27 protein-coding genes are annotated in these 24,637 nt (G+C 73.1%); 10 read left to right on the forward strand and 17 right to left on the reverse strand.

The window, feature by feature from the left end; all coding sequences use genetic code 11:
- Window positions 1–27 precede the first annotated feature (27 nt).
- The gene (locus tag ACIQ9P_RS04395) at window positions 28–603 is read left to right on the forward strand and encodes a hypothetical protein (protein ID WP_402349439.1); all 576 of its coding nucleotides are present in this window, start codon (window positions 28–30) and stop codon (window positions 601–603) included.
- A 404-nt stretch (window positions 604–1,007) separates the two neighbouring features.
- On the opposite strand, the gene ACIQ9P_RS04400 is transcribed toward ACIQ9P_RS04395, so the two are convergent.
- Window positions 1,008–1,907, reverse strand: a complete 900-nt coding sequence (locus tag ACIQ9P_RS04400) for a helix-turn-helix transcriptional regulator (RefSeq protein WP_402349441.1) — start codon at window positions 1,905–1,907, stop codon at window positions 1,008–1,010.
- 253 nt (window positions 1,908–2,160) lie between these two features.
- On the opposite strand from ACIQ9P_RS04400, the gene ACIQ9P_RS04405 reads away from it, so the two are divergent.
- Window positions 2,161–3,486 (forward strand): MFS transporter, encoded by a 1,326-nt coding sequence (locus ACIQ9P_RS04405; RefSeq protein WP_402349864.1) that lies wholly within the window; start codon window positions 2,161–2,163, stop codon window positions 3,484–3,486.
- A 210-nt stretch (window positions 3,487–3,696) separates the two neighbouring features.
- Here ACIQ9P_RS04405 and ACIQ9P_RS04410 read toward each other — a convergent pair whose 3' ends face one another.
- Both ACIQ9P_RS04410 and ACIQ9P_RS04415 read right to left on the reverse strand, forming a co-directional pair.
- Entirely contained in the window at window positions 3,697–3,930 is a 234-nt protein-coding gene (locus tag ACIQ9P_RS04410) for a hypothetical protein (protein WP_402349444.1), read from the reverse strand.
- 32 nt (window positions 3,931–3,962) lie between these two features.
- The gene (locus ACIQ9P_RS04415; protein ID WP_402349447.1) at window positions 3,963–4,469 is read right to left on the reverse strand and encodes an RNA polymerase sigma factor; all 507 of its coding nucleotides are present in this window, start codon (window positions 4,467–4,469) and stop codon (window positions 3,963–3,965) included.
- A gap of 414 nt (window positions 4,470–4,883) precedes the next feature.
- Here ACIQ9P_RS04415 and ACIQ9P_RS04420 point away from each other — a divergent pair, with 414 nt between their 5' ends.
- A complete protein-coding gene (locus tag ACIQ9P_RS04420; RefSeq protein ID WP_402349450.1) occupies window positions 4,884–5,474 on the forward strand; it encodes an NADAR family protein in 591 nt (196 codons plus the stop codon).
- Between the two features lie 191 nt (window positions 5,475–5,665).
- Window positions 5,666–6,985 carry a hypothetical protein gene (locus ACIQ9P_RS04425; protein ID WP_402349453.1) on the forward strand — a complete coding sequence of 440 codons (1,320 nt, stop codon included), beginning with the start codon at window positions 5,666–5,668 and terminating at the stop codon, window positions 6,983–6,985.
- Window positions 6,986–7,085: 100 nt separating this feature from the next.
- Here ACIQ9P_RS04425 and ACIQ9P_RS04430 read toward each other — a convergent pair whose 3' ends face one another.
- Window positions 7,086–7,631 carry a hypothetical protein gene (locus ACIQ9P_RS04430; RefSeq protein ID WP_402349456.1) on the reverse strand — a complete coding sequence of 182 codons (546 nt, stop codon included), beginning with the start codon at window positions 7,629–7,631 and terminating at the stop codon, window positions 7,086–7,088.
- Window positions 7,632–7,844: 213 nt separating this feature from the next.
- Complete coding sequence (locus ACIQ9P_RS04435; RefSeq protein WP_402349459.1) at window positions 7,845–9,227, reverse strand: glycine--tRNA ligase; 1,383 nt, start codon at window positions 9,225–9,227, stop codon at window positions 7,845–7,847.
- Window positions 9,228–9,417: 190 nt separating this feature from the next.
- Here ACIQ9P_RS04435 and ACIQ9P_RS04440 point away from each other — a divergent pair, with 190 nt between their 5' ends.
- The 4 genes from ACIQ9P_RS04440 to ACIQ9P_RS04455 are packed head-to-tail and all read left to right on the forward strand — an operon-like array spanning window position 9,418 to window position 12,671.
- Window positions 9,418–10,425 carry a metal ABC transporter substrate-binding protein gene (locus tag ACIQ9P_RS04440; protein ID WP_402349462.1) on the forward strand — a complete coding sequence of 336 codons (1,008 nt, stop codon included), beginning with the start codon at window positions 9,418–9,420 and terminating at the stop codon, window positions 10,423–10,425.
- A gap of 13 nt (window positions 10,426–10,438) precedes the next feature.
- Window positions 10,439–11,308 (forward strand): metal ABC transporter ATP-binding protein, encoded by an 870-nt coding sequence (locus tag ACIQ9P_RS04445; protein WP_402349465.1) that lies wholly within the window; start codon window positions 10,439–10,441, stop codon window positions 11,306–11,308.
- On the forward strand, window positions 11,305–12,225 hold the full coding sequence (locus tag ACIQ9P_RS04450; protein ID WP_402349468.1) for a metal ABC transporter permease: 921 nt from the start codon (window positions 11,305–11,307) through the stop codon (window positions 12,223–12,225). The genes ACIQ9P_RS04445 and ACIQ9P_RS04450 overlap by 4 nt, the downstream gene beginning before the upstream one ends.
- Before the next feature lie 35 nt (window positions 12,226–12,260).
- Window positions 12,261–12,671 (forward strand): Fur family transcriptional regulator, encoded by a 411-nt coding sequence (locus ACIQ9P_RS04455; RefSeq protein ID WP_045938470.1) that lies wholly within the window; start codon window positions 12,261–12,263, stop codon window positions 12,669–12,671.
- Between the two features lie 149 nt (window positions 12,672–12,820).
- On the opposite strand, the gene ACIQ9P_RS04460 is transcribed toward ACIQ9P_RS04455, so the two are convergent.
- From ACIQ9P_RS04460 to leuA, 4 genes are all read right to left on the reverse strand, one after another.
- The gene (locus ACIQ9P_RS04460; protein ID WP_402349472.1) at window positions 12,821–13,666 is read right to left on the reverse strand and encodes an isoprenyl transferase; all 846 of its coding nucleotides are present in this window, start codon (window positions 13,664–13,666) and stop codon (window positions 12,821–12,823) included.
- 4 nt (window positions 13,667–13,670) lie between these two features.
- The gene (recO, locus tag ACIQ9P_RS04465; protein WP_402349475.1) at window positions 13,671–14,417 is read right to left on the reverse strand and encodes a DNA repair protein RecO; all 747 of its coding nucleotides are present in this window, start codon (window positions 14,415–14,417) and stop codon (window positions 13,671–13,673) included.
- A gap of 335 nt (window positions 14,418–14,752) precedes the next feature.
- Entirely contained in the window at window positions 14,753–15,406 is a 654-nt protein-coding gene (locus tag ACIQ9P_RS04470) for a TerB family tellurite resistance protein (protein ID WP_402349866.1), read from the reverse strand.
- 280 nt (window positions 15,407–15,686) lie between these two features.
- Complete coding sequence (gene leuA / locus ACIQ9P_RS04475) at window positions 15,687–17,483, reverse strand: 2-isopropylmalate synthase (RefSeq protein WP_402349478.1); 1,797 nt, start codon at window positions 17,481–17,483, stop codon at window positions 15,687–15,689.
- Window positions 17,484–17,908: 425 nt separating this feature from the next.
- Between leuA and ACIQ9P_RS04480 the strand changes: the two genes are divergently transcribed.
- Together ACIQ9P_RS04480 and ACIQ9P_RS04485 are read left to right on the forward strand one after the other, a co-directional pair.
- Entirely contained in the window at window positions 17,909–18,934 is a 1,026-nt protein-coding gene (locus tag ACIQ9P_RS04480) for a M4 family metallopeptidase (RefSeq protein ID WP_402349481.1), read from the forward strand.
- Between the two features lie 67 nt (window positions 18,935–19,001).
- Entirely contained in the window at window positions 19,002–19,268 is a 267-nt protein-coding gene (locus ACIQ9P_RS04485) for a protealysin inhibitor emfourin (RefSeq protein ID WP_030395784.1), read from the forward strand.
- Window positions 19,269–19,329: 61 nt separating this feature from the next.
- On the opposite strand, the gene ACIQ9P_RS04490 is transcribed toward ACIQ9P_RS04485, so the two are convergent.
- The 8 genes from ACIQ9P_RS04490 to ybeY form a co-directional block, all read right to left on the reverse strand.
- Window positions 19,330–20,043 (reverse strand): alpha/beta fold hydrolase, encoded by a 714-nt coding sequence (locus ACIQ9P_RS04490; protein ID WP_402349485.1) that lies wholly within the window; start codon window positions 20,041–20,043, stop codon window positions 19,330–19,332.
- Between the two features lie 46 nt (window positions 20,044–20,089).
- The gene (gene era, locus ACIQ9P_RS04495; RefSeq protein ID WP_402349488.1) at window positions 20,090–21,019 is read right to left on the reverse strand and encodes a GTPase Era; all 930 of its coding nucleotides are present in this window, start codon (window positions 21,017–21,019) and stop codon (window positions 20,090–20,092) included.
- 55 nt (window positions 21,020–21,074) lie between these two features.
- On the reverse strand, window positions 21,075–21,233 hold the full coding sequence (locus tag ACIQ9P_RS04500) for a hypothetical protein (protein ID WP_266269334.1): 159 nt from the start codon (window positions 21,231–21,233) through the stop codon (window positions 21,075–21,077).
- 213 nt (window positions 21,234–21,446) lie between these two features.
- On the reverse strand, window positions 21,447–21,800 hold the full coding sequence (locus ACIQ9P_RS04505; RefSeq protein WP_402349491.1) for a cytidine deaminase: 354 nt from the start codon (window positions 21,798–21,800) through the stop codon (window positions 21,447–21,449).
- Window positions 21,801–21,833: 33 nt separating this feature from the next.
- Window positions 21,834–22,373, reverse strand: a complete 540-nt coding sequence (locus ACIQ9P_RS04510) for a DUF4383 domain-containing protein (RefSeq protein WP_402349494.1) — start codon at window positions 22,371–22,373, stop codon at window positions 21,834–21,836.
- 152 nt (window positions 22,374–22,525) lie between these two features.
- Window positions 22,526–22,762, reverse strand: coding sequence for a hypothetical protein (locus ACIQ9P_RS04515; RefSeq protein ID WP_402349496.1), 237 nt, complete (start codon window positions 22,760–22,762; stop codon window positions 22,526–22,528).
- Between the two features lie 32 nt (window positions 22,763–22,794).
- Complete coding sequence (locus tag ACIQ9P_RS04520; protein ID WP_402349500.1) at window positions 22,795–24,120, reverse strand: hemolysin family protein; 1,326 nt, start codon at window positions 24,118–24,120, stop codon at window positions 22,795–22,797.
- Window positions 24,121–24,139: 19 nt separating this feature from the next.
- Window positions 24,140–24,634, reverse strand: coding sequence for an rRNA maturation RNase YbeY (gene ybeY / locus ACIQ9P_RS04525; RefSeq protein WP_402349502.1), 495 nt, complete (start codon window positions 24,632–24,634; stop codon window positions 24,140–24,142).
- Window positions 24,635–24,637 lie beyond the last annotated feature (3 nt).

Raw genomic sequence — 24,637 nt, forward strand, 5'->3', positions numbered from 1 at the left:
CCGCTCGGGACGGCCAGTCTTGAGGGCATGACGAGCTACGCATCGCACTCCGCCGATCTGCCGCACGGGGGTCCGGCCCTCGGTGCCACCACCGCGGCCGCCTCGGCCGAGGGGCTGCTTCCGGTCGGGCCCGCCGGCCTGCTGGGGCCGGCCCACCCGGCCTCCGGGCCGTGGTCGGTGCGCAGCGTCGGGGCCGGCCGGTCCCGCGGGCGGGCGGCCCTGGAGATCTACGAGCACGACGAGTTGGTGGACGTCCTGGTCGCGAGCCGGCTCGCCTCCGGTCTGCTGCGCGGGGCCCGCGCCTGGGCCGGGGTCGGGGCGGGCGGGCGCCGCCGCTTCCGGCAGGGCCTCGCCTGGGGGCGGCTGCCGCGAGGCGGCGCGGTCCCGGTCGTCGGGTTCACCGGCGGACGGCTGCTCAGGTTGCCCGGCCGGCCGGGCCCGGTCGTCCGCACCGCCGAGGTGGTCACGGTCGGCGGGGAGTTCTGGCTGGCCTGGGGCGAGGGCGTGTTCGACGGAGTGCTCGTCGAGGCGGGCGGTACCGCGGCCGAGCGGTCACCGCTGGTCCGGGCCCGCGTCGGCGTCGTCGGCGGGGGTGTCCGATGAACACCGCCGCCGTCGGCTTCGTCCCCGCCTTCGCACCGAGCCCCGCACGGGCCGGCCGGCCCGTGCTCGGCCCGCTCGCCGAGCGGGTTCCCGCGCTCGCCGCGTTCCTGCTGCTGCCCTGGGCGGCCCTGCTCGTGGCCTCGGGCGACACCGCGTGGGCCGCCTTCGACCTGTGCGAACTCGGCGCCCTGCTCCGACTCGACGCCGCGCTGCGGCGCCGGGGCCCGGCGGCCGTCGGGCCGGCCGCGGCGGTGGCCCTGCTGCTCGCGGGCGACGCCCTGGTCGACGTCACCACCGCGCTGCCGGGCCAGGAGACGCTCGCCGCGCTGATCATGGCGGGAGGCGTCGAGCTCCCGCTGGCCGCACTCTGCCTGGCCCTCGGCCTGGCCCGCTCCGGGCGGCCGTCAGCCGAGCGGCACCCCCGCTCCCGCCGCGGCCGACGGCAGCCGGGTGGGAAGCCGCGCCAGCAGCGCGGCGGTCTCCTCGTCCTTCGGGGTGTAGACGACCAGGCGCGGCCCCTGGGCCGGACCGAGCCAGAGACTGGTGTAGTCGAGTCGCAGCAGTCCCACCTCCGGTACCAGGAACCGCTTCAAGCCGTTCCCCGGCCGCAGGACGTCGTGCCGCTGCCAGGCCGCGTCGAACACCGGGGACGCCTTGCGCAGTCGGCAGAGCAGCGTCCGCCAGGCGGGTTCGTCCCCGTGGTCGCCCATGCCGGAGCGGAACCGGGCGACCATGACGTCCCGTTCCTCCTCATGGTCCACCAGCACCTCGCGGAAGCGGGAGGGGGTGAAGGCCAGCCACATCAGATTGCGGTCCTCGGGCGGCAGCGCGGCCAGATCGCCGACGATCCCGGTGTACTGCGCGTTGTGGGCCAGCACGTCGTAGCGGGAGTTGATCACCGCGGCCGGGTAGGGGGCCATGCGGTCCAGGGTCAGCCGGACCGCGGGGGTGACGGTCGGGCACTCCCGCACCGGCGCCGGATCCTCCGCGCCGGCCAGGGTGAACAGATGGGCCCGCTCACTGGGGTCGAGCAGCAGGGCTCGCGCCACCGCGTCCAGTACCTGCACGGACACCTGGATCTCGCGCCCCTGCTCCAACCACGTGTACCAGGTGACGCCGACCGCGGCGATCTGCGCCACCTCCTCACGGCGCAGCCCCGGCGTCCGCCGCCGGCCGGTCGGCGGCAGCCCCACCTGCTCGGGGGTGATCCGCTCGCGGCGGCTGCGCAGGAACGCCGCCAGCTGTTGCCGCCGAGGGTCGGCGGGTACTTTCCCGGTGGTCGCCGTGACGGCGGTCAGACTCATTCCACCAGCATGCGGCACAGCTCATCCTGTTGCCAGGTACTTCTTATACCTGGATAAGCACACTCTGGTACCAGGGTGCGCCAGGGCGGATCGTAGGACCGTGACCCAGCAACTGACCGCCGCCAGGCCCCTCGTCCCCACCTCCGCCTCAGCCACTTCAGCCACCTCCGCCACCTCCGCTCCCCCCTCCTCGGCCACCCCTTCCCTCGGAACAGCCGGACTGGTCACCGTCCTGCTCGGGGCGTTCCTCCCGATGCTTGACTTCTTCATAGTGAACGTCGCCCTGCCGACCATCGACCACGACCTCGCCGCCGGACCCGCCGTCCTGGAGCTGGTCGCGGCCGGGTACGGCATCGCCTTCGCCGTCCTCCTCGTCCTCGGCGGACGGCTCGGTGACCTCTTCGGCCGCCGCCGCCTCTTCGTCGTCGGAGCGGCCGCCTTCGCCGTGACCTCGCTCGCCTGCGGACTCGCCCCCGGAGCGTGGAGCCTGGTCGCCGCCCGGGCCGCGCAGGGCGCCTCGGCCGCCCTGCTGATCCCCCAGGTCCTGGGCACCATCACCGCCGCCACCCATGGCGCCCGGCGCGGGCGCGCCCTCTCGGTCTACGGCGCGGTCGGCGGCATCTCGGTGGTCATCGGGCAGGTGCTGGGCGGGATGCTGGTCGCCGCCGACCTCTTCGGCACCGGCTGGCGCTCGGTCTTCCTGCTGAACGTCCCGTTCGCCCTGCTCGCCCTCGTCCTCGCCCTGCGCTTCGTCCCGGAGAGCCGCGCTCCGCAGGGCGCCAAGGTCGACGTGGCCGGGACGGTGCTGCTCACCGCCGCTCTGCTCGCCCTGCTGGTGCCACTGATGGAGGGCCGCGCCGCCGGCTGGCCGCTGTGGTCCTGGCTGCTGCTGGCGCTGTTCCCCGTGTTCGCCGCCGCCTTCGCCCTGGTCGAGCGGAGGGCCGAGCGCCTCGGCGGCGCACCGCTGGTGCCGCCCACCCTGCTGCGGATCCCCGAGATGCGGCGCGGCCTCGGTATCGCCCTCCCCTACTTCGGCGGCTTCGGCGGCTTCATGTTCGTCATCGCGGTCGCACTCCAGCAGGGCCTGCACCTGGGCCCGGTCGCGGCGGGCTGGGCGCTGGTCCCGATGGCCGTCGGCTACTTCACCGCCTCGCTCTCCGGCCCGCGCCTGATCGGCCGCTTCGGCAGCCGGGTCCTGACCGCCGGCGCCGTCGTCCAGGCCCTCGGCCTGGTCACGCTGGCCGTCACCGTGCTCGCCGACTGGAACGGCTTCTCCCCGCTGCGGATGGCCCCGGGTGTCGCGCTCGCCGGCATCGGCCAGGGCCTGATCGGCACCCCGCTGTTCCGCGTCGTCCTCGCCAAGGTGCCCTCCGCGCGGGCCGGCGTGGGCAGCGGCGTCCTCGCCACCGGCCAGCAGGCCAGCCTCGCCCTGGGCGTGGCCACCCTCGGCTCCCTCTATCTGAGCCTCTCCCCCACGCTGGGCATGGACCGCGCGCTCGCCCTCTGCCTCGGCATCCAGCTCCTGGGGTCCTTCACCGTCCTCTATCTGACGACCCGGCTCCCCCGCTCCATCGGCTGACGGCCGGCCTGGGTCCCGCTCCGTCGTGGGGCCCCCCCCCCGGGGGGGCCCCCCCCCCGCCCACACCGCCCCCCGCGGCCCCCCCCCCCCCCCCCCCCCCCCCCCCCCCCCCCCCCCCCCCCCCCCCCCCACGGCGGCGGGGGGGGGGGGGGGGGGGGGGGGCCCGGGGGCGGGGGGCCCCCCCGGGGGGGGCCCCCCACGACCGACGTCCTACTCGGCCCCGGCGGAACGCAACTCGCACCGCCCGCCGACGCACTCGCGCCGCAGCCGCCGCCGCGACACCGTCTCCAGCAATCCGATCACCCAGCAGGTCGGACACCCGCGCAGGGCGACCAGCCCGAGCGGCAACAGGAACAGCGTCACCGGCCCGGCAACCGGCAGCAGCACGAACGCCCCCACCAGCGCGCCGAATCCGACCCCGCCCCGCCCCAGATGCCGGGCCACCGTCCGGCTGGAAAAGCCCGGGGCCCCGCCCTTCACCACTCCCCTCCACCGGTGACCGCCCGGACCGTCGCCCGCGCCCGGTGCAACCGCGACTTCATGGCCGCGGTGCTGAGCCCCAGCGCATCGGCGACCGTCCGCCCGCTGAGCCCCTGGACGTCCCGCATGACCAGGACCCGTCGCTGATCCTCCGGCAACGCCGCGATCGCCTCCGCCACCCGCCCGGCCTCCAGCCGCCCCAGCACCTCCTCCTCGGCCGACCGGAACGGCGCCTCCCCCACCACCGGACGCTCCCACAGCGTCGAACGCGCCCGCCGAAGACACTCGTTCCGCACGATCCGGAACATCCACGAGGCCAGAGCCCCGGTCGCCCGCAGCATCCCGATCTTGCGATAGAGGATGATCAGCGCCTCCTGGGCCGCGTCCTCGGCGTCCTCCGGCGTGGCGCAGAGCGACCGCGCGAACCGCCGCACATGCGGATGCGCCCCCGAGACCAGCGCGGCGATCGCCTCCGCATCACCCTCCTGCGCCGCGGTCACCACCGAACTCCCCGGCCACTCCCGCACCTCAGCCACGCCGCCGCCCCCACTTCCGCAGCACCGTCGCACCGCACGCCACGGTCAACGCCACGCCGACCGCCACAGCCACCCAGACCGTCATCGCCATCTCCTCGTCCGCCCCGGTCCTCACCGAAGCCGCCCATAGGAGGCGACGACTCCCGGAAAGGATTCACCCCACCCGGACCGAAGGCCACCCCACGGCCGGAGCGGGGCCGCCCGCACCCAGCTCGACGGCAGCGCCAGCGACAGCGGGAGCGGCAGGCGAAGAGGACGTCACCCCGCCGAACCACACCCCCGGCAAGTCCGGCGCCCCTCGCCCCTCACTCGCTCACTCCCTCACCCCGGCGGCGGAAAACCCGCTCGCCGCACCACCCCCCTTCGTGTCAGTATGACGATATGAGTGACGAGCGCACGATCAACCCCACCGACGCCCGCGACCGCGCCGCCCTGACCGCGGCGGTGGCGGCAGGCGCACGGACCAAATGGCTGCTGTTCTGGGGCCATCAGCCGCAGCGGGACGGGTCGCTCGGCCCCGGCGCACTGAGCCAGTGGTGGCCCGAGCACCCGTTCACCGTCGACGGCGTCGAGTACCGGACCGCCGAGCACTGGATGATGGCGGGCAAGGCCCGGATGTTCGACGACAGTGGGACGCTCGCCCTGATCCTGGCCGCGCCGAGCGCCGCCGAGGCGAAGAAGCTGGGCCGTCAGGTCCGCGGCTTCGACGACGCGGCCTGGTGCGCCGGCCGCTTCGAGCTGGTCGTGGCGGGCAATGTCGCCAAGTTCGGTGGCCACGCCGGGCTCCGCGCCTATCTGCTGTCGACCTCCCGTCGGGTCCTGGTGGAGGCCAGCCCGCTCGACCGGATCTGGGGCATCGGCCTCGGCGCGGACAACGAGCGCGCCGAGCGGCCCGCCGAGTGGCGCGGCGAGAACCTGCTCGGCTTCGCCCTCATGGAGGCCCGCGCCCGCCTCGCCGCGACCGAGCGGTGAGCGGGACCGCCACCTCAGACCGGGAGGCGCACGAGTAGTCGGGCGCGCGCCGGGTCGCTCACCACCCGTGCGCCTCATGCGCCCTCGGACACCACTCGCAAGACTGTGGACGCACTGCCGTAACTCCAGCGCCGTATTTCAACGCCAGGATGACTGGCCGTCAGGGTCAAGTTGGACAGGTTGCGGTGATCATGCGTACACGGCACACGGAACAGCCCCTCGCCCCGGACGCGGGCGTCGGCGCGAGCGAGCAGGACGCTCTCGAACTCAGAGCCCAGTTGGACGAATTACTGCGGGCCGGACAGTACGCGGGCCAACGCGAGCGGCGGCTCGTCGAAGCCGTCCGGTCGCTGCCCGAACGGCAGCGGGCGGACAGCGAGCTGCTGCGGCAGCTGACCCAGGCCCGGATGCTGCGCGAAGGTCTGGGCGCGCGCTGCCTGGAGCTGAGTGACCGACTGAAGAACCTGGAGGAGCGGCTGCGGCAGCCGTCGCCGCGGGTCGGCGGCGGGGACCGGCCCGGGAGCGGCCCGGGCACCCCGGATGCCGCAGCGGACGGCATACCGGGCGGCGGCCAGGACGAGACCCACCGGGGCATCCACCGCGACATCCACAGCGACAACCGCCACGCCGTCCAGCACACCGTCCACCGGCTCCCGACCGACGCCGACGCCGGCCCCCACCCCGCACCCGCCGGCCCCGCCCCCGGGCCCACCGCCCCGACTCGCTCTCCGGCGCCCGAGGGTGCGCCCGCCCCGCCACGCCACCGCTCCCCCGGCGAACTCGCCGCCCTCGCCGAGCGCATCACCGGCCTGTACCGGCAGGCGTCCCCCACCGAGGCCGCCGACATCCTCGGCCAGGCAGCCGAGCACCTCACCCCGGAGGACACCGCCGCGCTGGCCGCCCGGCTCACCCACCGGGGACCGACCGGAGCCTCCCTCCACCTCGCCCGCAGCGCCGTTCACGGCAGCCCCCACCACGCCGCCGCCACCCTCGCCGAGCTGCGCCGGGCCGGGCTGGCCGAGGAGGCCGGGGACCTCTTCAACGCGCTGCGCTCCTGCCCGGCCGCCGATCTGCCGGCCCTGCTGGACGGGTTGGAGCAGGCCGGGCAGCACGCCGACGGCGCCACCCTGCTCTGGGAATGGGGCTCCGCCCCGACCGCCGAACTGGCCGCCCTCGCCACCGTCCTCCACGAGGCGGACCGCGCCGCCGACGCCCGGACCCTGCTGCGCCAGGCCGCCGGCCGTCCCACCGGCGACCTCACCGCCCTGGCCACCACGCTCCCGGCCCCGCTGCCCGCCCTGCTGCTGGGCGAGCTGGCGACGCTGCGCCCCCCGGCCGAACTGGTCCGGCTGGCCGGCGCGCTGGCCGGTCGGACCGACCTCTACGAGGCACTGCTCACGCCTCTGCTCGCGGATCCCGGACAGCACCGCACCACCCTCGCCGCGCTCCGCACCGCCGGACTCCCCACCGCCCCGGCCGGTCGGCCCCGCTCCCGCTGGGGCCGCCGCTGAGTCCGGGCCCGCTCGCCCGACGGCCCGCTCGCCCGGCGCCACGCTCGCACCCGCCCCGGTCGGTCCAGGCCCCCGCCGCCCGGGGCGGCGCCGCCGCCCCTCACGGGGCCGAGGCGGGATCCCCCTCCGCGGGAAGGGCGACCGGGGCCGACGACGGCATCACCCCGGCCGAGCGCAGCGCCCGGGCGAGCGCCTCGAACTCGGCGGTCAGACCCCGGTCGCGCAGTTGGTCCCCGTGCGCCTCGGCCAGGGCCTCGTTCAGCCGGTTCCGGATCTCCGGCAGGTTCCGCTCCCAGCTCGCCACGTGCATGGAGAGCGCCTCGTCCAGGAAGCGCACCGGAGAGCTGCGGCGGACCCGGTCGAGCGGCGAGCGGATCATGGGCCGCCGACCCTGGAGGACGCGCTCGAAGCACCACAGCATCGTGAAGTAGGCGGCGAGCACCTCGGGCCCGTAGGGCCGCTGCTCCCGGCGGAAGGCCACCAGGACGTAGCGGGCCAGCGCCACTTCACCGCTCGTCAGGTCGAGGTGGAGGGTGCGGGCGAGCTCGAAGTCCACCTGCCTCGTCTGCCCCCGGTAGACCGCCCAGGCCCCCGCGACCGAAGTCAGGGCCCCGACGCCCGACGCGATCGTCCATGGATCCGCCATCCCAACCTCCCCGTAGCTGGGGCCGGTCCGGCGACCCGGGGCGGACATCAGCCGATCATCACGGCGGCCGGAGCAGAAGCGGCGCCTCCGGAGCAGCGACTCCGGAGCAGCGACCACGGAGCGCCCCGGGAACGCGGAACCCCCGCCCGCCCCGGAGGAACCGGGGCGAACGGGGGTTCGCACGGAAGGCCGCGGGCGCCGGGCCCGCCGGCGTCAGCAGCCGATGAGCCGCGCCGCCAGGTAGGACTTCACCTGGTCGAGCGAGACGCGCTCCTGTGCCATGGTGTCGCGCTCGCGCACGGTCACCGCGTTGTCCTCCAGGGTGTCGAAGTCGACCGTCACGCAGAACGGCGTGCCGATCTCGTCCTGGCGGCGGTAGCGCTTGCCGATGGCACCGGCGTCGTCGAACTCGACGTTCCAGGCGGTGCGCAGGTCGGCGGCCAGGCCGCGGGCCTTGGGCGAGAGGTCGGCGTTGCGCGAGAGCGGCAGCACCGCGACCTTGACCGGGGCCAGCCGCGGGTCGAGCCGCATGCCGACGCGCTTCTCCATGACGCCCTTGGCGTTCGGCGCCTCGTCCTCGAAGTAGGCGTCGATCAGGAAGGCCAGCATGGCGCGGTTGAGGCCGGCCGCCGGCTCGATGACGAACGGGAAGTACCGCTCGCCCGACTCCTGGTCGAAGTACTTGAGGTCCTGGCCGGACGCCTCGCTGTGCACCGTCAGGTCGTAGTCGGTGCGGTTGGCGATGCCCTCCAGCTCGGAGAACTCGGTGCCGCCGAAGTTGAAGCGGTACTCGATGTCCACCGTGCGCTTGGCGTAGTGGGAGAGCTTCTCCTTCGGGTGCTCGAACAGGCGCATGTTGTCGGTGCGCAGGCCGAGGCCGACGTACCAGTCCCAGCGCTGCTGGAGCCAGTACTCGTGCCACTGCTCGTCCTCGCCCGGCTTGACGAAGAACTCCATCTCCATCTGCTCGAACTCACGGGTCCGGAAGATGAAGTTGCCGGGGGTGATCTCGTTGCGGAAGCTCTTGCCGACCTGGGCGATGCCGAACGGCGGCTTCTTGCGCGAGGTGGTCTGGACGGCCTTGAAGTTGGTGAAGATGCCCTGGGCGGTCTCCGGGCGCAGGTACGCCAGGCCGCTCGCCTCCTCGGTGACACCGAGGTGGGTCTTCAGCATGCCCGAGAAGTCCTTGGGCTCGGTGAACTGACCCTTGACACCGCAGTCGGGGCAGTTGACGTCCTGGAGACCGTTCGGCGGCGGGAAGCCGTGCTTGGCCTCGTACTTCTCCTCCAGGTGGTCGGCCCGGTGGCGCTTGTGGCAGGAGAGGCACTCGGTCAGCGGGTCGTTGAAGGTCTTGACGTGGCCCGACGCCTCCCAGACCTCGCGGGCCAGGATCACCGACGAGTCGAGTCCGACGACGTCCTCACGGGCCTGGACCATCGCGCGCCACCACTGGCGCTTGATGTTCTCCTTGAGTTCGACGCCCAGCGGACCGTAGTCCCAGGCGGCACGCGTGCCGCCGTAGATCTCGCTGCAGGGGTAGACGAAGCCACGGCGCTTGCTCAGGCTGACGATCGTCTCGATCTTGTCGGCTGCCACAGTGCTCTCTTCAGTACGTACGGCACGGTCAGGGCACGGCTGGTTGCGCGTACCCGAGCCCTCAGGTTACCGGCCATATGGGTACGGGTTTCAAATCGGTATCTCCGGCACCGGCCCACTCAGCGTCACCACCCGTTCACCCGTCCGAGTGATTTGACAATCATTTCCATCTAATCTGAGAATGGTTGTCATGATGATCCGACGACGTACTCGCGGCGCCATAGCCCTGACCGCCACCGCCCTCACCGCCGCCTTCACCCTGACGGCCTGCGGCAGCGGCGGCGGGACCCCGGGCGCGGACGGCAAGCTGAACGTCGTCGCGTCGTTCTACCCGATGGAGTTCCTCGCCGCCCGGATCGGCGGCGAGCACGTGAAGGTCACCGACCTCACCGCCGCCGGCGTCGAGCCGCACGACCTCGAACTCACCGCCAAGCAGGTCGGCACGGTCAAGAAGGCCGACGCGATCGTCTACCTCAAGGGTCTGCAGCCCACCGTCGACAAGGCGGTCGCGGGCTCCGACTCCAAGCACCGGATCGACGCCACCGCGGCCTCCCCGCTGGAGGACCACCACCTCGCCGAGGGCCACACCGAGGGCGACGGCCACGACCACGGCGCCGACGGACACGACGGACACGACCACGACGGGGCCGCCGGCGATCCGCACATCTGGCTCGACCCGACCCGCTACGCGGCGGTCGCCAGGAGCGTCGGCGCCGGGTTCGCCGAGGCCGACCCCGCACACGCCGACGACTACCGGAAGAACACCGACGAGCTGGTCGGCCGGCTCACCGCGCTGGACCAGGAGTTCAAGGACGGGCTGAAGGACGTCAAGAACCGCACCTTCGTCACCAGCCACGCCGCCTTCGGCTACCTCGCCGGGGCCTACGGCCTCACCCAGGTCGCCATCAACGGCGTCGACCCCGAGTCCGAGCCCACCCCGGCCCGCCTCGCCGACGTCCAGAAGGCCGCCAAGGAGAACGGCGTCACCACGATCTTCTTCGAGACCCTGGTCAGCCCCAAGCTCGCCGACACCGTCGCCAAGGACCTCGGCCTCAGGACCGCCGTCCTCGACCCGCTGGAAGGCGTCAAGGACCCGGCCAAGGACGACTACCTCTCGGTCATGCGGCAGAACCTGGCCAACCTGCGGACCGCACTCGGCGCCGACGCCCCGGCCGCGGCCGCCGCACCCACCAGCTGACGGGAGCACCCGCATGACCTCCCCGACCCCGACCGCCCCAACGGCCCACCCGGCCCACCCGGCACCCCAGGCCCAACCGGCAACCCCGGCCCACGCCGTCGGCCCGGCCCCCCTGGCACCCCCGGCCGTCCGCCTCCACGACGCCGTCGCCTCGCGCGGCGGCCGGCCGGTGCTGCGCGGCGTCGACCTCACCGTCCGTCCCGGCGAGGTGGTCGCCCTGCTCGGCGCCAACGGCTCTGGCAAGTCCACCACCGTCAAGGCCGTCACCGGGGCCGTCCCGCTGGAGCGCGGCACGCTCGAACTGTTCGGCACCCCGCTGGCCCGGTTCCGCGCCTGGCACCGGATCGGCTACGTGCCGCAGCGCACCACCGCCGCCTCCGGCGTCCCGGCCACCGTCCGGGAGGTCGTCTCCACCGGCCGGCTGCCCCTGCACCGGCTGCTCCCGTTCCGCCGCGCCGACCGCGCCGCCGTGGACCGCGCGCTGGCCGCCGTCGGCATGCTCGACCGGGCCCGGGACGGGGTCGCCGACCTCTCCGGCGGCCAGCAGCAACGGGTGCTGATCGCCCGCGCCCTGGCCGGCGCCCCCGATCTGCTGATCATGGACGAGCCGATGGCCGGGGTGGACGCCGCCAGCCAGCAGGTACTCGCCGACACCCTGCGCGCCGAGGTCGCGCGCGGCGCCGCCGTCCTGCTGGTGCTGCACGAACTCGGACCGCTGGAGCCGCTGATCGACCGGGCCGTGGTGCTGCGCGACGGCTGCGTCGCGCACGACGGCCCCCCCGTTCCCAACACCGGTCTGCACGCCCTGCCGGGTCACGACCACGTCCATCCGCACGCCGACCACGGCCACGAACACGACCGACCCCGGGGACTGCTGTCATGACCGAGATGCTCAGCTACGACTTCATGCAGCGGGCGCTGATCGCCGCCGTACTGGTCGGCATCACCGCCCCCGCCGTCGGCATCTACCTCGTGCAGCGGCGCCAGGCGCTGATGGGCGACGGCATGGGCCACGTCGCGATGACCGGCGTCGGCCTCGGCTTCATCTTCCAGACCAGCCCGGTCTGGATGGCCGTGGCGGTCTGCGTGCTCGGCGCCGTCACCATGGAACTGGTCCGCGCCCGCGGCAACCAGCGCGGCGACATCGCCCTCGCGATGCTCTTCTACGGCGGCATGGCCTGCGGCAAGCTGCTGGTCTCCAAGTCCGCCCAGGCCGGGGCCGGTTCGCTGGAGAGCTACCTCTGGGGCTCCATCCTGACCGTCTCCCCCACCGACCTGGCCACCATCGGCGCCCTCGGCGCCGTCGTCGTCGCCGTCACCCTGGGCCTGCGCCGCCAGCTGTTCGCCATCTGCCAGGACGAGGACTTCGCCCGGGTCACCGGCGTCCCGGTGCGCCTGCTCAACCTGCTGCTCGCGGTGATGGCCGCGGTCACCGTCACCGTCGCCATGCGGGTGGTCGGCCTGCTGCTGGTCAGCGCCCTGATGGTGGTTCCGGTCGCGGCCGCCCAGCAGCTCACCCGCTCCTTCGCCGCCACCCAGGCCGGCTCGATCGCGGTCGGGGTGCTCGTCGCCCTGGCCGGCGTCACCGGCTCGTACCAGCTGGACGTGCCCTCCGGCCCGGCCATCGTGCTGCTGGCCATCGTCGTGTTCGCGGTGTTCGGCGCGATCGCCGCGCCCCTCGCCCGGCGCCGCCACCGCGACCTCCCGGAGAGCGGGCCGCAGATCTGCGACGTCCGACTGCCCGGCCCGGAGCGGGCCGAGGCGACCACTCCGACGCCCGGTGCGGGGCTGGCACAATGAGGTGCCAGTCGCCCACACCACCAGGAGGACCCACGGTGACCACCGCAGGCCCGTCGCCGCGAGCCCGATCGACCCGGCAGCGCGCCGCCGTCTCGGCGGTCCTGGACGAGATCGAGGACTTCCGCAGCGCGCAGGAGCTCCACGACATGCTGAAGCACCGGGGGGACTCGGTCGGTCTGACCACCGTCTACCGGACGCTCCAGTCGCTCGCCGACGCCGGCGAGGTCGACGTCCTGCGCACCGCCGACGGTGAGGCCGTCTACCGCCGGTGCAGCAGCGGGCACCACCACCACCTGGTCTGCCGCCAGTGCGGCGCCACTGTCGAGGTGGAGGGCCCCGCCGTCGAGCGCTGGGCCAACTCGGTCGCCGCCGAGCACGGGTTCAGCGACATCGCGCACACCCTGGAGATCTTCGGCACCTGCGCGGAGTGCGCCGCCAAGGTCTGAGCACCAGCACGCCGAAGGGCCCGCGGGAGTCACCTCCCCGGGCCCTTCTCCGCGCACCGGCCCGCCTTCACCAGGTCGGGCCGCCACCGCACCGCCGAAGCTCCGCACCGCACCAGCGCCGCGCCACCTCAGCGCCTCACCGCACCGCCTCAGCGCTGCGCCGGCACCTCGGAGACCAGCTCGGCCGGCGCCTCGTTGGGGATCGCCCCGCCGAACCGGCGGTCGCGCATCGCGTACTGCTCGCAGGCCCGCCACAGGTCCCGGCGGTCGAAGTCCGGCCAGAGCACGTCCTGGAACACGAACTCCGCGTAGGCCGACTGCCAGAGCAGGAAGTTCGACGTCCGCTGCTCGCCGCTGGGGCGCAGGAACAGGTCCACGTCCGGCATGTCCGGGTGGTACAGGTACTTGGTCAGGGTCTTCTCGTTGACCTTCTTCGGGTCCAGCCGGCCCGCCGCGACATCGGCCGCGATCGCCGCCGCGGCGTCCGCGATCTCGGCCCGGCCGCCGTAGTTGACGCACATGTACAGGGTGACGGCGTCGTTGTCCTTGGTCTGCTCCTCGGCGACCTGGAGCTCCTGGACGACGCTCTTCCACAGCTTGGGCATCCGGCCGGCCCAGCGCACCCGCACGCCCATCGCGTCCATCTCGTCGCGGCGGCGGTGGATGACGTCGCGGTTGAAGTTCATCAGGAACTTCACCTCGTCGGGTGAGCGCTTCCAGTTCTCGGTGGAGAACGCGTACAGCGAGATGTTCTTCACACCGAGCTCGATCGCGCCCTTGAGCACGTCCAGCACGACCGACTCGCCGACCTTGTGGCCCTCCGTGCGCGGCAGCCCGCGCTCCTTGGCCCAGCGGCCGTTGCCGTCCATGACGATCGCGACATGGCCCGGGACCAGCTCGCCGGGGATCTTCGGGGGCCGGGCGCCGCTGGGGTGCGGGGTCGGGGGGAGGTACTCCCTCTGCTTGCCGCCGCCGAAGAGCCGTCGCGCTGCCATGTGCTCACTTCTCCACGTATCTCATCGAGCGGATACCCCGCTCCAGGTGCCACTGCAGATAGGCCGCGACCAGGCCGCTGCCTTCCCGCCAGTACCTCGGCTCGCAGGCGTCCGCCGTCTGCCAGTCCCCTGACAACAACGCGCCGAGCAGTACCAGTGTCTCAGGGGAGGGTACGGCACATCCGGGCACGCGGCAGTCCGGGCAGAGCACACCGCCGGCCTGGAGCGAGAAGAACCGGTTCGGTCCCTCCAGACCGCATTTGGCGCAGTCGTCGAAGGTCGCGCCGTACCCGTTGACCGCGAGCGAGCGCAGCAGGAACGCGTCCAGCACCAGGTGCGACTCGTGCAGCCCGGCGGCCAGCGTGCGCAGTCCGCCGACCAGCAACAGGTACTGCTGCACGGCCGGCTGGCCCTCGTTCTCGGCGAACCGTTCCGCCGTCTCCAGCATGGCCGTCCCCGCGGTGTACCGGCCGTAGTCGGTGACGATCGTGCCACCGTACGGGGCGATCGTCTCCACCTGGGTGCAGAGCGGGAGGCCGCGCCCGACGAGTTCGCTGTTCCGGCTGAAGAACTGCACGTCGACGTGCGAGAACGGCTCCAGGCGCGCGCCGAACTTCGACTTGGTCTTGCGCACCCCGCGCGCCACCGCCCGCACCTTGCCGTGGTTGCGGGTGAGCAGGGTGATGATCCGGTCCGCCTCGCCGAGCTTCTGCGCCCGGAGCACCACAGCGTCGTCGCGGAAGAGACTCATGCGCCCGCCTCACCCCGGCGGCGACCCTGGAACAGTGTGGACATCCCACCATTGTCCCCCAGCAGCGGACAGCCGTGTGCCCGCACCGGGGCCGTGGGGGATCGCCGAGCGGTGCGGGTCACGGCGGGCCCCGGCCGTGGGGTGGCCTCCGGCCGGGGGCCGGGGGCGGAAGGGGCCCGGTTGTGGGGGTCAGTGGGGGTCAGTGGGGTGAGGGGGTCGGTGGGGGGAGGGGGCGACGGCTACGAGGGTCGCCCGGAGGGCGGGAAGAACGACAGGATCCGAACGGAAGAGGCCCCGGAGCGTGTCCTCCGGACCACACCCCAGTGGACCGGGCCCTAGTACGGCGCCCGGGTCGCCGCCTCCAGCAGCGCCCCGACCCGCGCGTGCGGCAGGTCCAGACAGCGGCCGATCGCGGCCAGCGCCTCCCGCTCCTGCGGCCGGTACCGGCCGTCGGCCAGGGCGATCGCCGCCCCCTGAAGCAGCAGCCGCTCCCGGCCCGGCCGGGCCAGGTGCGGGGCCAGCGGCTCCAGGGCCGCGTGCAGTTCCACGGCCAGCCCGCCCGCCATGCCGTGCGCGTCGTACAGCTCGCCGCCGAGACCGGACAGTGCGGCCAGCGCGGCCAGCACCTGAGCCTCGCCGCAGTCCTCGAACCCGGCGTCCCGGACCGCCCCGCAGGCGGCCTCCCGGGCCGCGCGGTGGGCGGTGCCACCGGCCGCCAGCACGGCCAGCGCGACGGTGTACTGCGCGTCGCGGAGCATCCCGCCCAGACGCACACAGGTGGGCTGCTCCAGGCTCTCCACCCCGAACCGGCCGTGGCAGCTGGTGCACTGCACGCTGCCGATCACCGGTCCGAGCGGAAGCACCGGGGTCCCCAGCAGCCGCAGCCACCGCCGGCCGTGCTGCCGGCGGTAGTTGCGGTCCCCGCCGCAGCCCGGGCAGAAGAAGTCACCGAGAACATCAGTCCGCCACCGCGGGCGAACACCCCACATCCCTGTCACGGCGCCACTCCCCAGACATGGCAGGCGGCCTGCACAACAATGGGCAGGTCACGCGACCGGCCACCGGGCCGTCCCACCGACCCGGCTTACCGGTGGGACGATGTTGCCACGGTTGCCGACACGTGTCAGTACCTCGAACGGCCCGATCCGACAAAAAATGTGGCGCAGGACACAGCCGGAGCGCCCCCCGCCGGATGCCCGCCCCGCGACGTCCGAAAACGCCGCCGGGCCGCCCCGCAGGGGGCGGCCCGACCACTTTTACCCGTACGAACTAACCGCGCTGCGCCCGGTTGACGGCGCTGATCATCGCCTTCAGCGAGGCCAGCACGGTGTTGCCGTCGATCCCGACGCCCCACAGCACCCGGCCGTCCACCGCGCACTCCACGTACGCGGCGGCCTGGGCGTCGCCGCCCTCGCTCAGCGCGTGCTCCGCGTAGTCCAGCACCCGGACGTCCACGTCGATCTGGGCCAGCGCGTCCGCGAAGGCCGAGACCGGGCCGTTGCCGGTACCGGCCAGGCTGACCGTCGCCCCGTCCACCACCGCGTGGGCGGTCAGCGCGTCCCGGCCGTCCTCGGTGGTCAGGGTGCGCGAACCGGTCAGCGAGATCCGGCCCCACGGGTTGTCCGTGGTCGGCAGGTACTCGTCCTCGAAGACCCGCCAGATCTCGGCCGGGGTGACCTCGCCGCCCTCGGCGTCGGTCTTGGCCTGGATGGTCCGGGAGAACTCGATCTGCATCCGGCGCGGCAGGTCCAGCTTGTGGTCGTTCTTCAGGACGTACGCCACCCCGCCCTTGCCCGACTGGCTGTTGACCCGGATGACCGCCTCGTAGGTGCGGCCGACGTCCTTGGGGTCGATCGGCAGGTACGGCACGCCCCAGGTGTGCTCGGCGACCGGCACGCCCGCGGCGGCGGCGTCCGCCTCCAGGGCGTCGAAGCCCTTCTTGATGGCGTCCTGGTGGGAGCCGGAGAAGGAGGTGTACACCAGGTCACCGGCGTACGGGTGGCGCGGGTGCACCTCCATCTGGTTGCAGTACTCGGCGGTGCGGCGGACCTCGTCGATGTCGGAGAAGTCGATCTGCGGGTCGATCCCCTGCGAGAACAGGTTCATGCCCAGGGTCACCAGGTCGACGTTGCCGGTCCGCTCGCCCTGCCCGAACAAACAGCCCTCGATCCGGTCCGCACCGGCCATGTAGGCCAGTTCGGCGGAGGCCACGGCGGTGCCCCGGTCGTTGTGCGGGTGCACCGACAGGCAGACGGACTCCCGGCGGGACAGGTTGCGCGACATCCACTCGAACTGGTCGGCCTGGACGTTCGGGGTGGCCCGCTCGATGGTGGCCGGCAGGTTCAGGATGATCTCGCGGCCCTCGCCCGGCTGCCAGACGTCCATCACCGCCTCGCAGACCTCCAGCGCGAAGTCCAGCTCGGTGTCGACGAAGATCTCCGGCGAGTACTGGTAGCCGAAGACGGTGTCGTCGCCCAGCAGCTTCTCGGCGTACTCCATCACCAGCCGGGTGCCGTCGACGGCGATCGCCTTCGTGGCCGCCCGGTCGTTGCGGAACACCACCCGGCGGAACAGCGGCGCGGTCGCGTTGTACAGGTGCACGGTCGCCCGCGGCGCCCCGACCAGCGACTCGACGGTCTTCTCGATCAGCTCCTCGCGCGCCTGGGTCAGCACCGAGATGGTGACGTCCTCCGGAATCGCCCCCTCCTCGATCAGCGAGCGCACGAAGGCGTGGTCGGTGGCCCCGGACGACGGGAAGCCGACCTCGATCTCCTTGTAGCCGATCGCCACCAGCAGGTCGAACATCTTGCGCTTGCGGGCCGGGGACATCGGGTCGATCAGCGCCTGGTTGCCGTCCCGCAGGTCGGTGGACAGCCAGCGCGGCGCCTTGGTGATCACCTGGTTCGGCCAGGTGCGGTCCGGCAGGTCGACGGCGCCGAACGGCAGGTAGCGGCCGTACCGCATCCCGGACGGCCGCTGGCGTACCGAGGCAGCGGTGATCGGGGTCGGACGGTCGACGAAGGCGCGGGCGGCGTGGATGGGCGCGGCGGAACTCTGCTCGGTCATGGAGGTGAGTCTCGGCTTCCTGTGATGCGGTGTGCGGGCGGGTCGGGGTGAGGTGTCACCCGACTCGGCCGGCCTGCTGCCGCTCACGACCCGGTCCCGGGTCGCCCGAAATTCAGCGCGCAGCACAGTCCCCGCGGCGAGGGAGCCGGCCCTGGACGGACTACAGGCCCTCGACGCGGCAGCTAAGAAGAAGCAGCCCGATGCGCATGATGCGGTCAAGCCTAACCCAGCGCCGCTCGCCCCCGAAGCGGGCCGGGCGCCCTTCCCACCCCTTGAGACGGCACCCGGACCGCCCGCGGACTCCGCCCGGACCGTCCACCGGCCGCCCACGGGTGGCGTACGGACGGCGTGCGGCCCGGCCCGGGCGGCGCGCAATCCTGTCCACGCCGGTGACAACACGTCATCAATGCCTCACCCTGGGCCACATGACAGCCGAACCGACGCTCTGCGCGATCGTTCCGCCGTACGTCCTGGACCGCCTCGCCGAGGACGGTCACGAGCCCGCCGCCCGCTCCCTCGCCCTCGACGCCGCGCACCGGGCCGCGCGGCTCACCGCCGCCCTGCCGGACCGGACCGCCGCCGCCGACCGGCTGGAGCGGGTGATCTCCGACGCCGGGCACCGCGAACGCCTGCCCGGCCGCACCGTCCGCCGGGAGGGCGACGGCGCCGTCCCGGACCAGTCCGTCAACCATGCCTACGACGGCCTCGGCGCGACCTGGACCCTGTTCTCCGCCGTCTACGGACGGCACTCCATCGACGACCAGGGGCTGCGCCTGGACGCCAGCGTCCACTACGGCCAGGACTACGACAACGCCTTCTGGGACGGCCGCCGCATGGTCTTCGGGGACGGCGACGGCGAGGTCTTCGGCGACTTCACCGCCTGCATCGACGTCATCGGCCACGAGCTCGCCCACGGCGTCACCCAGTTCACCGCGGGCCTGGAGTACCGGGACCAGCCCGGCGCGCTCAACGAGTCGGTCTCCGACGTCTTCGGCTCCCTGGTCAAGCAGTACGCGCTGGTCCAGGACGCCACCGAGGCGGACTGGCTGATCGGCGCCGGCCTGCTCGCCCCGGGGGTGCAGGGCACGGCACTGCGCTCGATGAAGGAACCCGGCACCGCGTACGACGACCCGCGGCTCGGCAAGGACCCCCAGCCCGCGCACATGCGCGACTACGTGCGCACCGGCCAGGACAACGGCGGCGTGCACATCAACTCGGGCATCCCCAACCACGCGTTCTACCTGCTCGCCACCGCGCTCGGCGGCCACTCCTGGGAGCGCGCGGGCCGGATCTGGTACGACGCGCTGACCGGGCGCCGGCTGCCGGCCGACGCCGACTTCACGGCCTTCGCCCGGGCCACCGTGGCGGCCGCGAGGGCCCGCTACCCGGAGCCGGAGATCGCCGACACGGTGACCGCCTCCTGGGCGAAGGTCGGCATCAGCCCGACCTGAGTGCGGATTGGGTCAAGGTCCGGAAAAACACCGGCAAACGCCATCCCTGGGTAGCACCATGGACACCATGCGTATCCAGGTGACCCGGACCGGCGGCCTCGCGGGACACGTCCGCCGCGCTGAGCTCGACACCACCGAGCGGGTGGACGCCCCGCACGTGCACGCGCTCGCCCGCGAGGCCGTCGCGGGCGGGTTGCGCGCGCCCTCCTACGGGGTGCCGGACGGCTACCACTACGCGATCACCGTCGACGGGCGCACGGTGCACTGCGCGGACCCCAAGCTGACCGAGTCCCAGCGGGAGCTGGTCTCGCTGGTCCTGCGCGAGGGCGCCTGACCGGCCGCGGCACCGGCCGTCACCGCCGACCGCCGCCGGAAGCGGCCACCGGAGCCGGCCGTCAGAGCCAGCCGTCGAGCGAGGCCAGGAAGCCCGCGAGGTCGTCCCGGTGGATGGTGTGCCCGGCCCCGGGCACCGTACGGACCTCGTAGCCCAGGCCGCGCAGCGTCTCCACGTCCTCCGGCCCGATCAGCCAGCTGTTGTCGGCCAGCTGCACCAGGGACGGCACCGCCGGGGCTCCCGGCAGCCCGGCCCGCTCCGCGAGGGCGGAGAGGGCGAGCGCGGTGTCCGGGTCCCAGACGGCGAGGGTGGCCAGCTCGACCTCGACGTCCGCCGCGGCCCAGCGCGGACTGAGCACGCCGATCTGCTCCCGGGTGGCGGCCTTGAACTGGGTGAACACGGCCGGGTCGAACAGGCCCGGCCGGACGAACCGCCAGGCCGGGTCGGAGTAGACGGCCCGGGCCGGCCGTAGCCGGTCCACCGCGTGCAGCAGGGTCAGGGCGCCGAGGGAGTGGCCGATCGCGAGGTCCGCGCCCGTCGGCAGGGTGTCCACCAGGTCCTGGGCGTAGTGCTCGGGGCCGTAGCGGTCCACCGGGGCGGCGCCCTCCCCACGCGGACTGGCGCCGTGGCCGCGCAGGTCGACCGCGATCACCCGGTAGCCGCGCGCGGCCAGCGCCGGACCGACCGACCGCCAGCTGCGGTGGTCGGACATGATCCCGTGCACCAGCAGCGCCACCCGGTCACCGGTGCCCCACTCACGCGTGTTCAGCTTCATCCCAGCCCCCTCGCCACCGCGCCCCGCGGTCGGAACCCGCCGTCGGTCAGAACCCGAGCTTGCGCAGCTGCTTCGGGTCCCGCTGCCAGTCCTTGGCCACCTTGACGTGCAGGTCCAGGTAGACCGGGGTGCCGAGCAGCGCCTCGATGTGCTTGCGGGCGGTGGTGCCGACGTGCTTGAGCCGGGCGCCCTTGGCGCCGATGACGATCGCCTTCTGGCTCTGCCGCTCGATGTACACGTTGGCGTGGATGTCGAGCAGCGGACGGTCGGCCGGGCGGCCCTCGCGCGGCAGCATCTCCTCGACCACGACGGCCAGGGAGTGCGGCAGCTCGTCGCGGACGCCCTCCAGGGCCGCCTCGCGGATCAGCTCGGCCACCATGATCTGCTCGGGCTCGTCGGTGAGGTCGCCGTCCGGGTAGAGCGGCATGCCCTCCGGGAGCAGCTTGGTGATCAGCTCGGCGACCAGGTCCACCTGCTTCTCGCCGACCGCCGAGACCGGGATGATCTCGGCCCACTCGATGCCCAGCTCGACGCCGAGCTGGTGGACGGCGATCAGCTGCTCGGCGAGCCGCTTGGAGTCGACCAGGTCGGTCTTGGTGACGATGGCGACCTTGGGGGTCTTCTTGATCTCGGCGAGTTCCTTGACGATGAACTTGTCGCCGGGGCCGAGCTTCTGGTCGGCGGGCAGGCAGAAGCCGATCACGTCGACCTCGGCCCAGGTGCTGCGGACCAGGTCGTTGAGGCGCTCGCCGAGCAGGGTGCGCGGCTTGTGCAGGCCGGGGGTGTCGACCAGCACCAGCTGGGCGTCCGGGCGGTGCACGATGCCGCGGACGGTGTGCCGGGTGGTCTGCGGGCGGTCGGAGGTGATCGCGACCTTCGTCCCCACCAGAGCGTTGGTCAGGGTCGACTTGCCCGCGTTGGGTCGGCCGACGAAACACGCGAAGCCGGAGCGGTACGAGGAGGAAGGGGCACTCATGGGCCCCATTCTCCCTGATCACCCGCGAGGGGGGCGCCACCGGCGTCCGGGCCGGTCATTTCTTCCCGCCGAACAGCGCGCCCAGCCCCCAGCCGAGGACGATCAGCAGGAAGGAGACCGAGCCCCAGAGCCAGAACGGCGAGCCGGTCTCCTGCCACTTCCCCATGCCCATCACGCCCAGCAGCAGTCCCGCGAAGAACGCGTACGGCCCCATCGCCCAGCCCCCTCACCGCGCGGATTCCCCGCCCGTCCCCGGTGAGATTATCTGCACGATCCATGGGCCCGGACGTGCGGGCGCAAGGGCCCGGACGTGCGGGCGCAAGGGCCCGGACGTGCGGGCGCAAGAGCCCGGACGTGCGGGCGGCCAGGACCCGGACGTGCCGGTGCCCGGGGCGCGAACCCCGGGCACCGGCCGCGCCGCGATCGCTCAGCGGGCCTCGACGGAGGTCCGCAGCACCCCGTCGGGACCGGCCAGCAGCAGCGGGGTGCCCGGGCCGCCGAGGTCCCGCACCGCCGCGAGATCGGCCTCGTCGGGCTGCTCCGCCTCGGACACCACGGCCGCCGCCTCCAGCGACTTCGCGCCGCTGGCCACCGCCATCGCCACCGCCGTCCGCACCGCGCTCAGCCGCAGCGACTCCAGCGCGACCGTCCCGGCCACGTAGGTCCGGCCGGTCTCGTCACGCACCGCGGCCCCCTCCGCGACGCCGTTGCGGGCGCGGGCGGAGCGGGCCAGGGTGATGATCTTCTTGTCCTCGGGGTCCAGCTCGACGATGTCACTCATGCCCAGGAGCATAGGCCCCGTCGGCCGGGCCGCTCAGTGGCCGATCGGGTTCGGCGGACCGGGCCTGATCACCTTCACGAAGGTCTTGGGGCCGGAGGGCATCGCCGTCTCCTCAGCCGCCCGCTTGCGCCAGTAGGGGTTGTCGTGCGGCAGGTGGCCGCTGACCCGTCCGTACATCCCGAAGGTGGTGATGACCACGCCGAAGGCGAAGGCGAAGATCACGTTGTGGATCCCGAAGTTCAGGATGTTGGCGTCCGGGCGGCCGAGCACGGTGAGCCCGTAGAACCCGGACAGCACGAAGAGCACGCCGACCGCCATGTTCACGTTGGCGGCGACATTGCCGCCGACGACGGCGGCCACCACCAGCACACCGCCCACCACGATGGACAGCACGCTCAGCGCGCCGTTGGTGGACATGCCGGCGATGTCATTGCCCTCGGTGGACAGGAAACCCGGGTGGTCGGCCAGTCCCAGGCAGCCGAACACGATCAGGAACACCCCGCCGAGCCCCGCCCCGATCCGCCACACCAGCACCAGTCTGTGGTCGACGGGCAATTCGTCCTGCAGCTTCATGACGACCTCCGACTCGGTCGTAGCGCCCGGCTGTTCGTTGTCGGGTCTGCTTTCCGGTCTGCTTTCCGGTCTGCTTTCCGGTCTGCTTTCGGACCTGTCGTCCGGCCTGCCTTCCGGTTGGCGGCCGGACCTGTGCCGGGCCCGGGCCCCGCCTAGCCGTAGGGGTGGCTCCCCTGCATGTGCGGCACCTCGTGCATGTACAGCGACCCGCACTGCTGGCAGCACCGGAGCCCGGTCCCCCACTCCTGCTCCGGCCGGGTCTCCGCCTCGGCGGGCATGCTCCGGCCGCACAGCGCCGTGGCCGGATCCCCCTCCCGCACGACGTGCCAGACCTTCACCCCGCCCGCTGCCCCCTGCGGGCCGTACTCCGCGCGAAGTTGGTGAGTCATGCCCCCATCGTCGCCCCGGACGTACCCGGACGCTACTCGTCGCCCCCGGGCCCCGGGTCCTCGGCCGCCCGCACCGGGGCGGCGACGACGGAGCCGATGCGGTTGCGGCGACCGGCGGAGCTCTCGGCGGTCAGGCGGATGGCGGTCAGGCCGCCCGGGACCTCCTCGGGCAGCGGGATCGCACAGGAGGAACCGGGGATCGGCACCCGGCCCAGGTGCTTGGCCAGCAGGCCGCCCACCGTCTCGACGTCCTCGTCCTCCAGCTCGATCCCGAACAGCTCGCCCAGGTCCTCGACCAGCAGCCGGGCGGTGATCCGGTAGGAGCCGTCCCCGAGGTCCTCCACCGGGGCGATCTCCCGGTCGTACTCGTCGGTGATCTCACCGACGATCTCCTCCAGGATGTCCTCGATGGTGACCAGGCCGGCCGTGCCGCCGTACTCGTCGATCACGATCGCCACGTGCGAGCGCATCTGCTGCATCTCGCGCAGCAGGTCGGTGGCGGGCTTGGAGTCGGGCACGAACACCGCCGGGCGCATCACGGCGCCGACCTCGTCCGACTCCGAGTCGCGGTTGATGTGGGTGCGGCGGACCAGGTCCTTCAGGTAGACGATGCCGACCACGTCGTCCTCGTTGTCCCCGACCACCGGGATCCGCGAGAAGCCCGAGCGCAGCGCCAGCGTCAGCGCCTGCCGGACGGTCTTGTGCCGCTCGATCATCACCAGGTCGGTGCGCGGCACCATCACCTCGCGGACGATGGTGTCGCCCAGCTCGAAGACGGAGTGCACCATCCGGCGCTCCTCGTCCTCGATGACGTCGTTCTTCTCGGCCAGGTCGACCAGGGCCCGCAGCTCCGCCTCGGAGGCGAACGGTCCCTCCCGGTAGCCCTTGCCGGGCGTGAGGGCGTTGCCGAGCAGGATCAGCAGCCTCGGGATCGGGCCGAGGATCCGGGCCAGCGGCAGCAGGACGAAGGAGGCCGCGGTGGCGGTGCTGAGGGGGTGCTGACGGCCGATCGTGCGCGGGGAGACCCCCACCGCCACGAAGGACACCAGCACCATCACGCCGAACGCCAGCAGCACCGCCTGCCAGGTCGTGTCGATGTTGCGCACGCACACCACGGTGACCAGCACCGCCGCCGCCATCTCGCTGGCCACCCGGATCAGGGTGGCCAGGTTGAGGTAGCGGATCGGGTCGGAGGCCAGCGCCAGCAGCCGGGCCGAGCCCCTGCGCCCGGACCGGACCGCTTCCTCGGCCCGGAACCGGGAGACCCGGGAGATGCCGGCCTCGGCGCAGGCGGCCAGCCAGCCGAGCACGACCAGCGCGACCGCGCCCAGGATGAAGCTCGTACTTTCACCACTCACAGGGGTTCGGGCTCCGCGCTCAGTGGGTGGTGGGGGCCGGGGAGATGCCGCCGAGGCCGCGCTCGGCCCGCCAGCCGTCGAGGATCGCCTTCTGGAGGCCGAACATCTCCTCCTCCTCGTCCGGCTCCTCGTGGTCGTAACCGAGCACGTGCAGCACGCCGTGCACGGTGAGCAGCTGGATCTCCTCGTCCATCGAGTGCTTGGACGGGGCGGCCTTGCCCTGCTGCTCGGCGACCTCGGGGCAGAGCACGATGTCGCCGAGCAGACCCTGCGGCAGCTCCTCGCCCTCCTTGCCGGGGCGCAGCTCGTCCATGGGGAAGGACATCACGTCCGTGGGCCCCGGGAGGTCCATCCACTGGATGTGCAGCTCCTCCATCGCCGCCCCGTCCACGAGGATCACGGACAGTTCGGACTGCGGGTGGATCCGCATCTTGTCCAGGGCGTACCGGGCGACGTCGAGGATGGACTCCTCGTCGACGTCCCAGCCGGACTCATTGGCGATGTCGATCGACATGAC

The sequence above is a fragment of the Kitasatospora sp. NPDC094019 genome, assembly GCF_044764505.1.
Classification (GTDB): domain Bacteria; phylum Actinomycetota; class Actinomycetes; order Streptomycetales; family Streptomycetaceae; genus Kitasatospora.

Bases quoted from the DNA above. Each gene is read 5' to 3' on its own strand.
- ACIQ9P_RS04395 (WP_402349439.1), top strand. From the start codon at position 28: ATGACGAGCTACGCATCGCACTCCGCCGATCTGCCGCACGGGGGTCCG.
- ACIQ9P_RS04510 (WP_402349494.1), bottom strand. From the start codon at position 22,373: ATGAAGCTGCAGGACGAATTGCCCGTCGACCACAGACTGGTGCTGGTG.
- ACIQ9P_RS04430 (WP_402349456.1), bottom strand. From the start codon at position 7,631: ATGGCGGATCCATGGACGATCGCGTCGGGCGTCGGGGCCCTGACTTCG.
- ACIQ9P_RS04450 (WP_402349468.1), top strand. From the start codon at position 11,305: ATGACCGAGATGCTCAGCTACGACTTCATGCAGCGGGCGCTGATCGCC.
- ACIQ9P_RS04500 (WP_266269334.1), bottom strand. From the start codon at position 21,233: ATGGGGCCGTACGCGTTCTTCGCGGGACTGCTGCTGGGCGTGATGGGC.
- ACIQ9P_RS04490 (WP_402349485.1), bottom strand. From the start codon at position 20,043: ATGAAGCTGAACACGCGTGAGTGGGGCACCGGTGACCGGGTGGCGCTG.
- ACIQ9P_RS04400 (WP_402349441.1), bottom strand. From the start codon at position 1,907: ATGAGTCTGACCGCCGTCACGGCGACCACCGGGAAAGTACCCGCCGAC.
- ACIQ9P_RS04470 (WP_402349866.1), bottom strand. From the start codon at position 15,406: ATGTGGGGTGTTCGCCCGCGGTGGCGGACTGATGTTCTCGGTGACTTC.
- ACIQ9P_RS04480 (WP_402349481.1), top strand. From the start codon at position 17,909: ATGACAGCCGAACCGACGCTCTGCGCGATCGTTCCGCCGTACGTCCTG.
- era (WP_402349488.1), bottom strand. From the start codon at position 21,019: ATGAGTGCCCCTTCCTCCTCGTACCGCTCCGGCTTCGCGTGTTTCGTC.
- recO (WP_402349475.1), bottom strand. From the start codon at position 14,417: ATGAGTCTCTTCCGCGACGACGCTGTGGTGCTCCGGGCGCAGAAGCTC.
- ACIQ9P_RS04485 (WP_030395784.1), top strand. From the start codon at position 19,002: ATGCGTATCCAGGTGACCCGGACCGGCGGCCTCGCGGGACACGTCCGC.
- ACIQ9P_RS04505 (WP_402349491.1), bottom strand. From the start codon at position 21,800: ATGAGTGACATCGTCGAGCTGGACCCCGAGGACAAGAAGATCATCACC.
- ACIQ9P_RS04405 (WP_402349864.1), top strand. From the start codon at position 2,161: ATGCTTGACTTCTTCATAGTGAACGTCGCCCTGCCGACCATCGACCAC.
- ACIQ9P_RS04420 (WP_402349450.1), top strand. From the start codon at position 4,884: ATGAGTGACGAGCGCACGATCAACCCCACCGACGCCCGCGACCGCGCC.
- ACIQ9P_RS04460 (WP_402349472.1), bottom strand. From the start codon at position 13,666: ATGGCAGCGCGACGGCTCTTCGGCGGCGGCAAGCAGAGGGAGTACCTC.
- ybeY (WP_402349502.1), bottom strand. From the start codon at position 24,634: ATGTCGATCGACATCGCCAATGAGTCCGGCTGGGACGTCGACGAGGAG.
- ACIQ9P_RS04425 (WP_402349453.1), top strand. From the start codon at position 5,666: ATGCGTACACGGCACACGGAACAGCCCCTCGCCCCGGACGCGGGCGTC.
- ACIQ9P_RS04515 (WP_402349496.1), bottom strand. From the start codon at position 22,762: ATGACTCACCAACTTCGCGCGGAGTACGGCCCGCAGGGGGCAGCGGGC.
- ACIQ9P_RS04440 (WP_402349462.1), top strand. From the start codon at position 9,418: ATGATGATCCGACGACGTACTCGCGGCGCCATAGCCCTGACCGCCACC.
- ACIQ9P_RS04445 (WP_402349465.1), top strand. From the start codon at position 10,439: ATGACCTCCCCGACCCCGACCGCCCCAACGGCCCACCCGGCCCACCCG.
- leuA (WP_402349478.1), bottom strand. From the start codon at position 17,483: ATGACCGAGCAGAGTTCCGCCGCGCCCATCCACGCCGCCCGCGCCTTC.